Origin of the sequence: Corynebacterium tuberculostearicum, assembly GCF_032821615.1 — a bacterium.
GTDB classification, from domain to species: domain Bacteria; phylum Actinomycetota; class Actinomycetes; order Mycobacteriales; family Mycobacteriaceae; genus Corynebacterium; species Corynebacterium tuberculostearicum_H.
The window spans coordinates 13,777-27,827 of the sequence record NZ_JAVBIF010000020.1; the positions used below are offsets into that span (position 1 = coordinate 13,777).

21 protein-coding genes are annotated in these 14,051 nt (G+C 59.3%); 18 read left to right on the forward strand and 3 right to left on the reverse strand.

Annotated features, from left to right (window positions below; genetic code table 11):
* The first annotated feature begins 402 nt into the window (after positions 1-402).
* From rpsJ to rpsQ, 11 genes are read left to right on the forward strand one after another with little or no spacing between them, the layout of a single operon-like run.
* On the forward strand, positions 403-708 hold the full coding sequence (rpsJ, locus tag RAE09_RS10555; protein WP_003848085.1) for a 30S ribosomal protein S10: 306 nt from the start codon (positions 403-405) through the stop codon (positions 706-708).
* Between the two features lie 23 nt (positions 709-731).
* A complete protein-coding gene (gene rplC / locus RAE09_RS10560) occupies positions 732-1,388 on the forward strand; it encodes a 50S ribosomal protein L3 (RefSeq protein WP_005322848.1) in 657 nt (218 codons plus the stop codon).
* Complete coding sequence (gene rplD, locus RAE09_RS10565) at positions 1,385-2,038, forward strand: 50S ribosomal protein L4 (protein ID WP_005322847.1); 654 nt, start codon at positions 1,385-1,387, stop codon at positions 2,036-2,038. The genes rplC and rplD overlap by 4 nt, the downstream gene beginning before the upstream one ends.
* Entirely contained in the window at positions 2,038-2,340 is a 303-nt protein-coding gene (rplW, locus tag RAE09_RS10570; protein WP_023020550.1) for a 50S ribosomal protein L23, read from the forward strand. The genes rplD and rplW overlap by 1 nt, the downstream gene beginning before the upstream one ends.
* A 35-nt stretch (positions 2,341-2,375) precedes the next feature.
* Positions 2,376-3,212, forward strand: coding sequence for a 50S ribosomal protein L2 (gene rplB / locus RAE09_RS10575; RefSeq protein ID WP_005322845.1), 837 nt, complete (start codon positions 2,376-2,378; stop codon positions 3,210-3,212).
* A 13-nt stretch (positions 3,213-3,225) separates the two neighbouring features.
* Complete coding sequence (gene rpsS, locus RAE09_RS10580) at positions 3,226-3,504, forward strand: 30S ribosomal protein S19 (RefSeq protein ID WP_005276936.1); 279 nt, start codon at positions 3,226-3,228, stop codon at positions 3,502-3,504.
* A gap of 3 nt (positions 3,505-3,507) precedes the next feature.
* Entirely contained in the window at positions 3,508-3,870 is a 363-nt protein-coding gene (gene rplV / locus RAE09_RS10585) for a 50S ribosomal protein L22 (protein WP_005276938.1), read from the forward strand.
* Positions 3,870-4,613, forward strand: a complete 744-nt coding sequence (gene rpsC, locus RAE09_RS10590) for a 30S ribosomal protein S3 (protein WP_005322844.1) — start codon at positions 3,870-3,872, stop codon at positions 4,611-4,613. The genes rplV and rpsC overlap by 1 nt, the downstream gene beginning before the upstream one ends.
* Positions 4,614-4,616: 3 nt before the next feature.
* Positions 4,617-5,033, forward strand: coding sequence for a 50S ribosomal protein L16 (gene rplP, locus RAE09_RS10595; protein WP_005322843.1), 417 nt, complete (start codon positions 4,617-4,619; stop codon positions 5,031-5,033).
* Positions 5,033-5,263, forward strand: coding sequence for a 50S ribosomal protein L29 (gene rpmC, locus RAE09_RS10600; RefSeq protein WP_005322842.1), 231 nt, complete (start codon positions 5,033-5,035; stop codon positions 5,261-5,263). Before rplP ends, rpmC begins: the two co-directional genes overlap by 1 nt.
* A gap of 2 nt (positions 5,264-5,265) precedes the next feature.
* A complete protein-coding gene (gene rpsQ / locus RAE09_RS10605) occupies positions 5,266-5,574 on the forward strand; it encodes a 30S ribosomal protein S17 (RefSeq protein WP_005322841.1) in 309 nt (102 codons plus the stop codon).
* A gap of 73 nt (positions 5,575-5,647) precedes the next feature.
* Here the strand turns inward: rpsQ and RAE09_RS10610 are convergent, their stop codons facing one another.
* A complete protein-coding gene (locus RAE09_RS10610) occupies positions 5,648-6,442 on the reverse strand; it encodes a siderophore-interacting protein (RefSeq protein WP_316981654.1) in 795 nt (264 codons plus the stop codon).
* 129 nt (positions 6,443-6,571) lie between these two features.
* Between RAE09_RS10610 and RAE09_RS10615 the strand changes: the two genes are divergently transcribed.
* From RAE09_RS10615 to RAE09_RS10630, 4 genes are all read left to right on the forward strand, one after another.
* A complete protein-coding gene (locus RAE09_RS10615; RefSeq protein WP_316981655.1) occupies positions 6,572-7,519 on the forward strand; it encodes an ABC transporter substrate-binding protein in 948 nt (315 codons plus the stop codon).
* Positions 7,520-8,605 carry a FecCD family ABC transporter permease gene (locus RAE09_RS10620; protein WP_316981656.1) on the forward strand — a complete coding sequence of 362 codons (1,086 nt, stop codon included), beginning with the start codon at positions 7,520-7,522 and terminating at the stop codon, positions 8,603-8,605.
* Between the two features lie 3 nt (positions 8,606-8,608).
* On the forward strand, positions 8,609-9,643 hold the full coding sequence (locus tag RAE09_RS10625; RefSeq protein ID WP_284597000.1) for a FecCD family ABC transporter permease: 1,035 nt from the start codon (positions 8,609-8,611) through the stop codon (positions 9,641-9,643).
* A gap of 84 nt (positions 9,644-9,727) precedes the next feature.
* Positions 9,728-10,570, forward strand: coding sequence for an ABC transporter ATP-binding protein (locus RAE09_RS10630; protein ID WP_316981657.1), 843 nt, complete (start codon positions 9,728-9,730; stop codon positions 10,568-10,570).
* Positions 10,571-10,606: 36 nt separating this feature from the next.
* On the opposite strand, the gene RAE09_RS10635 is transcribed toward RAE09_RS10630, so the two are convergent.
* Together RAE09_RS10635 and RAE09_RS10640 are read right to left on the reverse strand one after the other, a co-directional pair.
* A complete protein-coding gene (locus tag RAE09_RS10635; protein ID WP_248100347.1) occupies positions 10,607-10,999 on the reverse strand; it encodes a multidrug transporter in 393 nt (130 codons plus the stop codon).
* A 175-nt stretch (positions 11,000-11,174) separates the two neighbouring features.
* Positions 11,175-12,092, reverse strand: a complete 918-nt coding sequence (locus RAE09_RS10640; RefSeq protein WP_248100345.1) for a hypothetical protein — start codon at positions 12,090-12,092, stop codon at positions 11,175-11,177.
* 529 nt (positions 12,093-12,621) lie between these two features.
* On the opposite strand from RAE09_RS10640, the gene rplN reads away from it, so the two are divergent.
* From rplN to rplE, 3 genes are read left to right on the forward strand one after another with little or no spacing between them, the layout of a single operon-like run.
* Positions 12,622-12,990 (forward strand): 50S ribosomal protein L14, encoded by a 369-nt coding sequence (rplN, locus tag RAE09_RS10645; protein ID WP_005322812.1) that lies wholly within the window; start codon positions 12,622-12,624, stop codon positions 12,988-12,990.
* Between the two features lie 4 nt (positions 12,991-12,994).
* Positions 12,995-13,309, forward strand: a complete 315-nt coding sequence (gene rplX, locus RAE09_RS10650) for a 50S ribosomal protein L24 (RefSeq protein ID WP_023027809.1) — start codon at positions 12,995-12,997, stop codon at positions 13,307-13,309.
* Positions 13,310-13,311: 2 nt separating this feature from the next.
* Positions 13,312-13,863, forward strand: a complete 552-nt coding sequence (rplE, locus tag RAE09_RS10655; RefSeq protein ID WP_023020566.1) for a 50S ribosomal protein L5 — start codon at positions 13,312-13,314, stop codon at positions 13,861-13,863.
* The last annotated feature ends 188 nt before the right edge of the window (positions 13,864-14,051 follow it).

A 14,051-nucleotide genomic window follows, 5' to 3' on the forward strand; every position in this document is an offset into this window, starting at 1 on the left:
TTGTCGCCATGGTTCAGGGAAACCTGAAGCATTGACTGGAAGGTCATCCAATCGGGCTAGGTCCGCGTTAGAGCAGTGACACCCCGAGAAGATGGACCGGAGAAGGGGCATGGCAAATAAACAGCGGCAGTAGACGAATTGGACACTCTCCACGTGTAATGCGTGAAAACCGTCCTCTTCACAATACTTTGACTACGGGTCTTGTACCCCGTCGAGAGCACTGCGATCTGGCACTTGCCATGTACCGCAACTCTTGGTCGTCATGACAGTCAGACCACTGGCGTTGTGTCAGGCCCCCAAGCCCGGACAACGTTATAGAGAAATCGAGAAGCAATTTCCCACCGCTTCACGCCCCGGAAACGCCGGGAATGTGAAAGTGGGGAAGCGAGGAAGAGGATAAGCGTGGCGGGACAAAAAATCCGCATTCGGCTGAAGGCCTATGACCACGAGGCTATCGACGCTTCTGCAAAGAAGATCGTCGAGACCGTTACCCGTACCGGTGCTCGTGTAGTTGGCCCAGTGCCGCTCCCAACCGAGAAGAACGTATACGCAGTTATTCGTTCTCCGCACAAGTACAAGGACTCTCGCGAGCACTTCGAGATGCGCACTCACAAGCGCCTGATCGACATTCTCGACCCAACCCCGAAGACCGTTGATGCTCTTATGCGCATCGATCTTCCGGCAAGCGTCGACGTGAACATCCAGTAAGCGACTTTGGTGGAGAACAAATAATGAGTGAAAACGAGATCAAGGGCATTCTGGGCAAGAAGCTCGGCATGACCCAGGTCTTCGACGAGGACAACCGCGTTGTGCCGGTTACCGTCGTCGAGGCAGGGCCATGCGTTGTCACCCAGATTCGCACCCCCGAAACCGATGGCTACAGCGCCATCCAGATCGCCTTTGGCGAAATCGACCCACGCAAGGCAAACAAGCCGGTTGGTGGACACTTCAAGAAGGCTGGCGTAACCCCGCGCCGTCACGTTGCGGAAATCCGCATGGACGACACCTCTGCATACGAGGTTGGCCAAGAGGTCAAGGTTGACATCTTCGAGGGCATCACCTTCGTTGACGTCACCGGCAAGACCAAGGGCCACGGCTACGCCGGCGCCATGAAGCGCCACGGCTTCGCAGGCCAGGGCGCAGCTCACGGTAACCAGGCCGCTCACCGCCGCGTTGGCGGCATCGGCGGCGCTGCTACCCCGGGCCGCGTCTTCAAGGGCAAGCGCATGGCTGGCCGTATGGGCCACGACCGCGTGACCACCCAGAACCTGAAGATTCAGAAAATCGATGCCGAGTCCAACCTGCTGCTCATCAAGGGTGCTATCCCTGGTGCGCGCGGCGGCCTCGTCACCGTTAAGACCGCAGTGAAGGGCGGTGCACACGCATGAGCAACCTCAAGCTAGACGTCCACACTTCCGAGGGTAAGACCAACGGCTCTGTAGACCTGCCAGCTGAAATCTTTGACACCGAGGCATCCATTGCTTTGATGCACCAGGTTGTTAACGCTCAGCTTGCTGCTGCACGCCAGGGCACCCACGCAACCAAGACCCGCGGCGACGTCCGCGGTGGTGGTCGCAAGCCTTTCCGTCAGAAGGGCACCGGCCGTGCACGCCAGGGCTCCATCCGCGCACCGCACTACACCGGTGGTGGCACCGTCCATGGCCCACAGCCACGCGACTACGCACAGCGCACCCCGAAGAAGATGATCAAGGCTGCTCTCTTCGGTGCACTGTCCGACCGTGCTCGCAACGAGCGCATCCACGTCATCGAAGAGCTCGTACCGGGCCAGAAGCCTTCCACCAAGTCGGCCAAGGCCTTCCTCGAGTCCCTGACCGAGCGCAAGAACGTGCTGCTGGTCATCGGCCGCGAGGACATCAATGCTCGTCGTAGCGCTAATAACCTGCCTAACGTCCAGATCCTGGACGCTGGCCAGCTCAACACCTACGACGTTCTCTACTCCGATGACGTTGTGTTCTCCGTTGAGGCGCTACACACCTTCATCAACCGCGCAACCGGCGCGGATAAGGAGGAGAACTAATGGCTAAGATTTCTAACCCACGCGATATCATCATCGCCCCGGTTGTATCCGAGAAGTCCTACGGTCTGATGGAGCAGAACGTCTACACGTTCTACGTCTCCACGGACTCCAACAAGTCCCAGATTAAAGATGCCGTAGAGCAGATCTTTGACGTTAAGGTCGACTCCGTGAACACCGTGAACCGTGCAGGTAAGCGTAAGCGCACCCGCACCGGTTACGGCCAGCGTAAGTCCACCAAGCGTGCATACGTGACGCTCCGTGAAGGCAGCGACTCCATCGACGTCTTCGGCGGCGGCGCTTAAGCGCCACCGGAGAGCCGAAAGGAAAAGGAAGAATTATGGCTATTCGTAAGTACAAGCCGACAACTCCGGGTCGCCGCGCATCCTCCGTTTCTGAGTTTGACGAGATCACTCGTTCTACTCCGGAGAAGTCCCTGCTGCGCCCGCTGAGCAAGACTGGTGGCCGTAACAACTACGGCCGCATCACCACCCGCCACATCGGCGGTGGCCACAAGCGCCGTTACCGTCTGATCGACTTCCGTCGTAACGACAAGGACGGCATCCCGGCAAAGGTCGCTCACATCGAGTACGACCCGAACCGCACCGCAAACATCGCACTGCTTCACTACGTTGATGGCGAGAAGCGCTACATCATCGCTCCTAAGGGCCTGAAGCAGGGCACCATCGTAGAGTCCGGCGCGAACGCAGATATCAAGGTTGGCAACAACCTGCCGCTGCGCAACATCCCGACCGGTTCCACCATCCACGCTGTTGAGCTCAAGCCGGGCGCTGGCGCTAAGCTGGCCCGCTCCGCTGGTGCTTCCATCCAGCTGCTGGGTAAGGAAGGCAAGTACGCAGTTCTGCGTATGCCGTCTTCCGAAATCCGCCGTGTGGACATCCGCTGCCGCGCCACCGTTGGTGAGGTCGGCAACGCCGAGCAGATGAACATCCGCTGGGGCAAGGCCGGCCGTATGCGCTGGAAGGGCGTACGCCCGACCGTCCGCGGTGTCGTTATGAACCCGGTTGACCACCCACACGGTGGTGGTGAGGGTAAGACCTCGGGTGGCCGCCACCCTGTGTCCCCATGGGGCCACAAGGAGGGTCGCACCCGCAACCCGAACCGTTACTCCAACAACATGATCGTGCGCCGTCGTCGCCCGAACAAGAAGCGCTAAGAGGAGGTAAACAATGCCACGCAGCCTTAAGAAGGGCCCGTTCGTCGATGAGCACCTCCTCAACAAGGTGGATGCTCAGAACGATGCAGGCACCAAGCAGGTCATCAAGACCTGGTCTCGCCGCTCGACCATTCTCCCCGATTTCATCGGTCACACCTTCGCCGTCCACGACGGCCGCAAGCACGTGCCGGTTTTCATCGAGGATTCCATGGTCGGCCACAAGCTGGGCGAGTTTGCACCAACCAAGACCTTTAAGGGTCACGTCAAGGATGACAAGAAGGGACGTCGATAAGCGATGAGTGAGACCATCACCTCCGCATCCGCCACGGCCCGCTACGTCCGCGTCACCCCGATGAAGGCACGTCGCGTGCTCGATCTGGTCCGCGGCAAGTCCGTAAGCGAAGCCCTGGCTATCCTGAAGTACGCACCGCAGGGTGCTTCCAAGCCAGTTGCAAAGGTCGTTGCTTCTGCAGCCGCTAACGCTGAGAACAACTTCGGCCTCGACCCACGCACCCTGGTCATCTCCGAGGCATATGCCAACGAGGGTCCGACCATGCGTCGTTTCCAGCCGCGTGCACAGGGTCGTGCATTCATGATTCGTAAGCGCACCAGCCACATCACCGTGGTTGTCGAAAGCCAGCAGGAAGGGGCCAAGTAATGGGCCAGAAGATCCATCCTCACGGCCTACGTTTGGGCATCACTTCCGACTGGAAGACCCACTGGTTCGCCGATAAGGACTACGCGAACTACGTAGCCGAAGACATCAAGATTCGTAACTACCTCAACAAGGGCCTCGACCGCGCCGGCATTGCCGACGTCGTCATCGAGCGCACCCGTGACCGCGTCCGCGTCGACATTCACACCGCCCGCCCGGGCATCGTGATTGGCCGCCGCGGTGCTGAGGCTGACCGCATCCGCCGTGAGCTGGAAAAGCTCACCGGCAAGATGGTTGCCCTCAACATCCTCGAGGTCAAGCAGGTAGACGCAAACGCAACCCTGGTTGCTCACTCCATCGCGGAGCAGCTGGTTAACCGTGTCGCATTCCGTCGTGCAATGCGCAAGGCTATCCAGTCCGCTATGCGCCAGCCACAGGTTAAGGGCATCAAGATCCTGCTGTCCGGCCGCCTGGGCGGTGCAGAAATGTCCCGCGTTGAGCGCTACCACGAGGGTCGCGTTCCGCTGCACACTCTTCGCGCCGAAATCGACTACGGCACCGCAGAGGCCCACACCACCTTCGGCCGCATCGGCATCAAGGTGTGGATCTACAAGGGTGACGTCGTCGGTGGCGTACGCGAGTCCGAACTGAACGCTCCGGCACAGGGCCGTGGCCGTGACCGCAATGGTCGCTCCCGCCGCGGTGGCCAGCGCCGCCAGCGTGCACAGCAGAAGCAGGAGGGCTAATCCATGCTGATTCCTAAGCGTGTTAAGTACCGCCGTCAGCACCGCCCGAACCGTCGCGGCGTGTCCAAGGGCGGTAACCGCATCAACTTCGGCGATTACGCAATCCAGGCTCTCGAGCCGGCGTACATCACCAACCGTCAGATTGAGGCCGCACGTATTGCCATCAACCGCCACGTCAAGCGTGGTGGCAAGGTGTGGATCAACATCTTCCCGGACCGTCCGTTGACCCAGAAGCCGCTCGGCGTTCGTATGGGTTCCGGTAAGGGCCCGGTCGAGAAGTGGGTGGCTAACGTTAAGCCAGGCCGCGTACTTTTCGAGATGAGCTACCCAACCGAGGCCGTTGCTATTGAGGCTCTGCGCCGCGCAGGCCAGAAGCTTCCTTGCAAGGTCCGCATCATCAAGAAGGAGGACCAGTTCTAATGGCAACCGGTACCCCCGCCCACGAGTTCCGTGAGCTCGACAACGCTGAGCTGCAGTCCCGCCTGAAGGATGCGAAGGAAGAGCTGTTCAACCTCCGCTTCCAGAAGGCCACCGGCCAGCTGACCAACAACCGCCGCATCGGCACGGTTAAGCGCGACATTGCCCGCATCTACACCGTTCTGCGCGAGCGCGAGCTGGGCCTGTCCGTTGCTCCGGGAGCTGAGGCTTAATCATGAGTGAGGCTAACGTGACTGATTCCAAGAAGGCACCTACTCCGAAGAAGGAGAAGGTCAAGGGCGCTCCTAAGGTTCGCACCGGCTACGTAGTATCCGACAAGATGACCAAGACCATCGTTGTCGAGCTGGAAGACCGCAAGCAGCACGCCCTGTACGGCAAGATCATGCGCTCTAACAAGAAGGTTAAGGCGCACGACGAGGAAGAAACCGCAGGCATCGGCGATCTCGTACGCATCGCTGAGACCCGCCCGCTGTCCAAGGACAAGCACTTCCGTCTCGTTGAGATCATCGAGAAGGCTAAGTAAAACCTAGCCAACACTAAGCCCCCGCTACCGAACCTAGAGTTCGGGGCGGGGCCTTCGCCGTTTTAGGACTTCTTTACGGCCGGGCCCTTCCATAAAACCAGTAGGGTACCCACGTGACGTCGGTGGTATCTAGGCCCCATTCATTCACCGCGAGACCCCGCACGCTTTTTGCTAGCCTCCCCTCGCCGGAAGCCCATACGTACCCTGGCCCCAGCGCACCAGCATAGTCCGCTCTCAGGGCGGCAACGACATCCTCCGCTTCCTCGTGCGCTTGGGTATGAATAATTCGCAGGCTGCGTACGCTCGCCTCCCATCTAGCTGCGAGGCCTGGTTCTACCTCGTCGTTGCTGGTAACCACGGCCATAACGTCGGTGGCCCGAAGCATTTCCGGGTTATGGTCTTCTTGGAAGGCCAAGATGTGCCGCAGCGCGGGCAAGGATGATGCGTCAGCGACTAGAAGTTGTGGCTTCTCGGTTGGCCGCCACAGGTCGTTGCAGGTGAAGAATCCCGCTGTATCTCCGGCTTGTGCGCGGCGAATCCACCGCGAGCCAGGTCCTGAATCACCGTGTGTCACCACGTCGACATCGACTGTGGCTTCCTCCGAATGGAGCGCGCGGATGGTATACCAGCGCAGGTCCGGCCGCCTCTCCTCGTCGATCGCGCTCACAGCCGAGCGGAGGTTTATGCCGTCGACGGGGAAGGGCCTAAATTCCTGTCCGGCTTGTGGCATGACGAGTCCAAAGAATTCATCTGGGCCGGAGAGGGTGTACGTCCGGAACGCCTCGGCATAAAACGTGAGCCGGTGCAGACGCGGGCGGATCCGTCTATTGGCGGTCAAAGTAACGGGGATGAGTTCGTGCGCAGACATTGGGGCCGATTGTAGAGAAGGGTTCATGTGTCTAATAAATTACTATTTTAGTTTAGCCTTGCCTAATCGTCCCTATGTGTTATAAGGTAAGCAAGGCTATTTTCCTCCTTTATTGAAAGGCTTAACCTCATGAAGATTTTCGGCCGTCGCACCATGGGCGCAGTAGCAATGCTTTCCGCCGGAGCCTTAGCTTTAGGCGGTTGCTCGCGTGGTGAGGGCGATGAAACAGCTCAGGCGACCGACGCTGTCAGCGAGCAGCGCGTGGCTAGCCTGGGTCTAGGCGATGCCGACACGCTGCTTGCCCTGGGGATCACTCCCGTAACGGTGGCGCCGTGGGGTGCTGAGGGGGATGGTGATCCTTCTGGCGTTGGCCCCTGGGCAAAGGAACTCTTGGGCGAGGCAAAGCCTGAGGTGATTTATAATACCGCAACCGGATTTACCGCAGATGCCTTTGAGCAGGTCACCGCGGCTGACCCCACCCAGATCATTGCGGTGAACCAGGCGGTGGATGCAGGCACGAAGGGATCCCTGGAAGAAATCGCGCCTACCACCGTCAAGCCGAACGGCTATGAAGACTGGCAGGTGCCCTGGGAAAAGCAGGTAGAGACCATTGCGGATGCGGTGGGCAAAAAAGACGAAGGCGATAAGCTTATCGATGACACCGAAAAGGCCTTCGAGGAATTCCGCCACGAGCACGCGGAATTGCAGGATAAGTCTGCGGCCATCGTCATGCCTTATGACGGCAAAATTGGTCTATACACCGAGGAGGATGGGCGTGGACAATTTATCGAGAACCTTGGCATGGAGATCCCCGATGCATTGCAGGGCGATGGAGGCAGCTTCTTCGTCGACATTGCCCCAGAAAACTACGCGAAGCTTAACCAGGTTGATTACCTCTTTGTCCTGGACTACAACGGCTCCTCCGATGCCTTGAAGAAGGATAAGACCTTCCAAGGCCTCGACATTGTCAAGGATGATCGCGTGCGCTACTTGGATACGGATACCGGCAATGCCATGAGTATGCCGAACCCGGTGACCATCCCCTGGGCAGTAGATAAATTTGAAGAGAAGCTGTAATTGTCAACAACCACGATGGACGGCCAACAAATCCAGTCGGATTCCGCAGCAGATAGTCCTACGACCACCGGCACCCCCGCACCGGTAGTGGCGCGGGCACAGAGTCATAAGATGCTCCTTGTCGTCTTCATCCTCGCCAGCCTGGTGTTGGCAGTGGCGTCTTTGGCGGTGGGATCCCGCTCGATTCCGCCCGGGGAGGTTATCGCTGCCCTGCACGGGGCAGGGGAGCAGGATATCCGCGATATCGTGTGGAACCTGCGCCTGCCGCGCACCTTCTTGGCTTATTTCGCCGGCGCAGCCCTTGCTGTGGCCGGTGTGCTGGCGCAATCGTGGACCAGAAACCCGCTAGCGGATCCAGGATTTATTGGCGTTACCGCAGGCGCGTCCTTCTTCGTTGCCTTAGGCACGGCCATTGGCATTGCTACCTCCACCAGTATGCGGACCGCCCTCGCGCTCGTTGGCGCGGGTATTACTACGCTGCTGGTCTTAGCCGTATCGCGGCGGTTTGAGGATCCCCTGACGCTCGTTCTGGTAGGTGCCGGCGTCTCCGCAGCCTTGGGATCGGGCGCGACGATCATCGGTCTATATTCCACGGACGTCCTCGATAGCATGCGGCGGTGGACTATCGGCTCGACCTTTGGCCGCGGCCCAGAAGATGTCGCGATCGCGGGCATAGGGCTTGTTATTGGTGTAGCGTGTGCGGCGATGGTGGCTAGACCCCTCGACCTTTTGGCCATGGGGGAGGAGTCCTCCCTCGCCTTGGGTGGGTCCCCCACTACCGCGCGGGTGGGCGCGGCGCTCAGCGTCGTGGTGTTGGCCGGCAGCGCAACGGCAGCAACGGGCCCCATTGCCTTCGTCGGTTTTGCCATTCCCCACATCGTGCGGCGGGTGGTGGGCCCTAGCGTTGCCACCTTGCTTTTGCCCTCCGCGCTCTTGGGCGGTTGTGCCGTGCTTGCCGCTGATATCACCGGCCGCCTCATCGCGGGTAACTCGGAGTTGGAGATGTCCATCGTCCTCGCGATAGTGGGTGCACCTTTCCTCATTTGGGGTGCTCACCGCGGCGTAGGCAGAGCATGGGGGCAATAACGCATGACCGCAATCGGCACTATTTTAAAAGCTCAACAACGCCGCCGGCACGTGCGCGTGCTCGCTTCCACGCTGGCATTCATCCTCATCGCTCTTGGCGCGTACCTAGTGTTACTGGGGCAAGGTCCCATGGCATTGAGTCCGCGGCAGGTCATCGATGTCCTCACCGGAGGCGGCAGCAAGAACCACATCAGGGTGGTGTGGGATTTGCGCCTGCCGGTTGCCATCGCCACCGTCATCGTGGGCGCCGCCCTCGGCTTGGCCGGTTCTTGGACGCAAACCATGGCTCGTAACCCGCTGGCCTCCCCGGATATTCTAGGCGTTACCGGCGGGGCGTCGGTGCTGGTGGTCTTGGGTACCGTGCATTCGCGTCCCAGTTTCGCCGAGGGTATCCCGGAGTTTTGGTGGCGGGCATGCTTGGCGATGATCGGCGCTCTCCTCGTTGTCATCCTGCTCGCTGTTCTGGGTGGCATCGGTACGAGCAACCGCATCGTCATCGTCGGTATTGCCTTATCGCTGATGTTTCAAGCCATCGTCGCGTATTTAATGCGCAGCGCCCAGATCCTGCGCGCTGCGGAGGCGCAAACTTGGCTCGCGGGATCGACTGGCTTCGTGCGCATGGAGGCCATTCTCCCCCTCCTGGTGGCATTAGCGCCGTTTCTCGCCATAGGCATCTGGTGTGCGCGGGAGCTGCCGCTGCTTGCCCATGATGATTCCTCCGCAACTACCCTGGGCGTGAACATCTCCCGCCAGCGCGCCCTCCTGCTTATTGCGGCAACCGGTATCAGTGCCGTGGTGGTCTCGGTGGTGGGGCCCATTGGGTTTATCGCGCTGTTGGCGCCGCACTTGGCGCGGATGGTGGCGCGCACCCCCACGCCATCGCCGCTGGCATCGGCAGCCGCGGGTTCCGCATTGCTGACCGTGTGTGCTGTGATCGCCGGTGCTATCCCGGTAAATGCACCGGTGGGTGCGGTTTCCTCGGTCATCGGCGGCTGCGCCTTGGTGATATTGGTGTGGAATGCAGCCGGGCGCAGCTAAACGTTGTGCCGCGGCACAACAGGGGAACGGATAAGCATCGCGCCGGATGGTGCTAGACAGTCAGACGTGGATGAAGGAAAAGAAATGAAGGATAATCAGCCTAATCAGCCTAAACAGACCACTACCCCGAAGCCTCGGTGCAGCCTCCACGCCACCGGCATTCATGCGGGATATAAGGATGGTGGGGATATCCTTGCCGGCGTCGATTTGCACGCCCGCGCCGGCGAAGTCACCACGCTCATTGGGCCCAATGGCTGCGGCAAGTCCACGCTGCTGAAAACTCTCTCGAAAATCCTGGCCCCGCGGCAGGGCAGCGTCATGGTCGGGGAAGCTGACCTACATGCGCTGTCCGCGAAGGATGCCGCGCAGCAGGTGGCGCTGCTGCCACAGCACCCCGTGGCCCCCGATGGGCTGCGGGTAGGCGAGTTGGTCGCGCGCGGGCGTCATCCCTATCAGGGGAGGATGCGCGGCCTTTCCGCTACGGATCGGGAGATTATCGCGCAGGCCTGCGAGGCTACCGACATTGTGGACTTCCTCGATCGTGATATCGCTTCGCTATCGGGTGGGCAGCGCCAACGCGTCTGGCTGGCGTTGGCACTGGCACAAGATACGCCTGTGCTGCTTCTCGACGAACCCACGACCTTTCTCGACCCCGCCCATGCCATGCGCATGCTGGAGTTGGCACGCGCACAAGCGCAGGCGGGCAAAACAGTGGTTGTAGTCCTGCACGATCTCATGCTGGCCGGCCACTATTCTGATTCCATGGTGGTGATGAAAGCCGGCAAAATTATCGCGCGCGGGGCGCCGAAACAAGCGCTGTCCCCGCAGGTCTTGGCGCAGGCCTATGGCATCGAGGCTGAAGCCTGGGAGGATCCGCTGGGCGATGCCCCCATCATTGTTCCCCGCCGCGTCGTAGCGGCGCATTAGTGGAAACCTGCCAATTGTGGCTGTTGCCCAGTCGTTCTAGTTGACCTTTCTTTGTATATCTAGAAAGGAAATTGCCACTACAAAAAGATTGAGCACGCTTCCCGCGCCGAGCAAAAAGGTACCGATTCGATAGGAACCTGTGCCCACGGCCGCCATATTGCCGTAGATATAGACCCAGATGCCCCAGCCGATGAGCAGAACGAGGCCGGCAAGACCAGAGAGCAGGCGGAGGCTACGAGGGGAGGTAGGGGCGAAGAATTTATAGGCGGCGTCGACAAGCGCGCAAGCCGCTAGCCCCAGACTCAGCCCGCCGGTCAACCAAACAGGAAGTAGAGCGGAGGTGCCAAAGACTACGGGCAGGATAAACGCGAGAAACGCGAGGATAAAGAGCGCGGAGTGCAGCCACAGGGTGCGCTTGGTGTAGGTCATACTGGAAACTGTACTAAGAATTACCCGGCGTCCGGGCATTTCAATCTTGTAGGGGCTTCGTTTTCCGTTTACGTGGATCCTGTTTTTGACGAAACAAAACTGCGCCGGCCGGGCCGAAGCCCGACCGGCGCAGCCAGTCTCAATTCAGTTTCCTATTTACTAGGAAGGCTCTTGCTTAAGCGAAGAACTTGCAGCGTGCGGCGAAAGCGCCAGCAGCGACCATTGCAGCTACGGCCAGAGCAGCCAGAGCCTGTGCAACGGAGTTGGAGCCGGTCTCAGCGGACATACCACGTGCGGAGTCTGCGGACTCGCCAGCAGCTGGTGCAGATGGAGCGGAAGGAGCGTCAGCCTGAGCAGCGTCGCCCTCAGCGAGCTGACCGACCTGGGCGATAACTTCGTCCTTGTTAGCGTTCAGCATCTGCTCGGAAGCAGCCTTTTCCTCAGCGGTCGGTTCCTGGTTCTTGCGTGCCTCGTCCTTGACGTAGGTCTTGCCGTCCTGGGAAAGGTACCAGGTGATGCCACCGATGATCAGTGCAGCTGGCAGTGCCAACCAAGCCAGCTTATTCTTGTCGAATTCAGGCTTCGAATCCTCAGACAGGAACGCCTCAGCGTAAGAATTGCGCATCTCGTCGGTGATCTCTTCATTCACCAGAGCTGGGTCGTTGACGTAAACCTTCGGATCCTTCAGGCTCTGGTACCACTCGTTGCCCTCGGCGTCCTTCTTCGTAGCTGGAGCAGGGATACCTTCTTTGTTGGAGCTCTCGGAGTCAGTCCCCTCGGCGTCGGCTGCGCCTTCAGTGTCAGTCTCGTTTCCAGGGGTCTCAGGATCAGCGCTTTCACCATCCTTTGACTGCTGACGCTCCCAGATGGCGCGAGCTTGATCCTCAGTGAGGGTAGGTACGGTGTCCTCGCCGGCTGGGTTCTCAAAGCGGTTGCGTGGTGCGTAGCTGCCGTCGGGCTGCTTGTCGTAGGTAATGCCATTGGTCTCGATGGAAGCCGGTAGTGGCATCTGAGCCTGGGCAATAGCTGCGCCGCCAAAGGCGAGTGCGCCGGTCAGTACAGCAGCAGTCAGGGTCTGTGGCAAACGCTTCATGTGTTTCTCCTTCGGGAAATATGGGAAAGAGCAAAGAAACGTCTTTCGCGGGCAAATACCAGTAGTCACAGAATTTGCAGTTGTTGCATGAAAATCAGAAGTTAACTGAAATTCTCATGCGTTACAGCAGTGAAAGATCAAACCATTAGAATGGCTGCGCGATGGACTTTGCACTGAGCGTTGTTAAAGTGTGGTTCATATGTGCAGATTGTGGCGATGATTTTGGAGCCTATGCGTGTCGTAGTATTCGAAATAAGAGGCCGAGGGGTAAGTGGGTGTACTGACGGAAACATATGTGGAGGTAGGGGGCGTCGGCAAGCGCTAAGCAGTGTTTTGGTATGGGCGCTGGCGTGTGGTTGAATGTATAGGTTGCAAAAGCTGGTCGGCCCGTAGTGGTGCGTTTCCGAACCGCCGGTCCGAGACCCTTCGGCATAGTCCGTTGTCAAGGCTTGAGCATCGCAAGTTTGTAGACCGCGTGCGGCAAGGACGGAAATCTTACCGCACATCAATCCAGGTCAGGAGACCCATAGTGATTCAGCAAGAATCGCGTCTGCGCGTCGCCGACAACTCTGGTGCACGTGAACTGCTGTGCATCCGCGTTCTCGGCGGCTCTGTCCGACGCTCCGCTGGCATCGGCGACGTCATCGTCGCGACTGTCAAGGACGCCGTTCCAGGCGGCAACGTCAAGGAAGGCGACGTAGTAAAGGCCGTTATCGTCCGCGCCAAGAAGGAGACCCGTCGTCCGGACGGCTCCTACATTCGCTTCGACGAGAACGCTGCAGTTGTTCTCAAGGGCGATAGCGAGCCCCGTGGTACCCGTATCTTCGGACCGGTTGCTCGCGAACTTCGTGACAAGCGTTTCATGAAGATCGTTTCTCTCGCACCGGAGGTGATCTAGTCTTATGAAGATCCATAAGGGAGATATGGTGATCGTCATTTCGGGCCCAGATAAGGGCGCGAAGGGCAAGGTCATCGAGGCATACCCAAAGCGTGACAAGGTCCTCGTAGAGGGCGTTAACCGCATCAAGAAGCACGTCGCAAACTCTGCTGCCGAGCGTGGCGCCGAGTCCGGCGGAATCGTTACCCAGGAAGCACCGATCCACGTGTCCAACGTTGCGATCGTTGACTCCGAAGGCAACCCGACCCGCGTGGGCTACCGTTTCGACGAGAACGGCAAGAAGGTCCGTATCGCGCGTAGCAACGGGAAGGACATCTAAAAATGAGCGAGAACTACACCCCGCGTCTGAAGACTCGCTACCGCGAGGAAATCCGCAAGACCCTGAATGACGAGTTCAAGTACGACAACGTCATGCAGATCCCTGGTGTCACCAAGGTTGTCGTCAACATGGGTGTTGGCGAAGCCGCACGTGACTCCAAGGTCATCAACGGCGCACTCGAGGATCTGACCGCTATTACCGGTCAGAAGCCGCAGCTGCGTCGCGCTAAGAAGTCCATCGCGAACTTCAAGCTTCGTGAGGGCATGCCCATTGGCGCACGCGTTACCCTGCGCGGCGACCGCATGTGGGAGTTCCTAGACCGCCTGCTGACCATCGCGCTGCCACGTATTCGTGACTTCCGCGGTCTGTCTGATCAGCAGTTCGACGGCCACGGCAACTACACCTTCGGCCTGTCCGAGCAGTCCATGTTCTACGAGATCGACATCGACAAGATCGACCGCCCTCGTGGTATGGACATCACCGTCGTTACCACCGCTACTAACGACGACGAGGGCCGCAAGCTCCTGCGCGAGCTCGGCTTCCCGTTCAAGTAAATAGCGCTTGAGGCATTCCCCCGGCACTCCGAAAGGAGGCCGGGGGAATTTTTTGGTTTTAGTGCCGCTTGATTTCTAGCGGTCGTGGAAACACCTGACATGGGTTGGGTGATTGTGTGGAGTCGAAATGGGTTCCGGATTCTGTTGTCGTGGCGCGGTTTGCGTCGTTGGTTCGGGCTGGTAGTTCA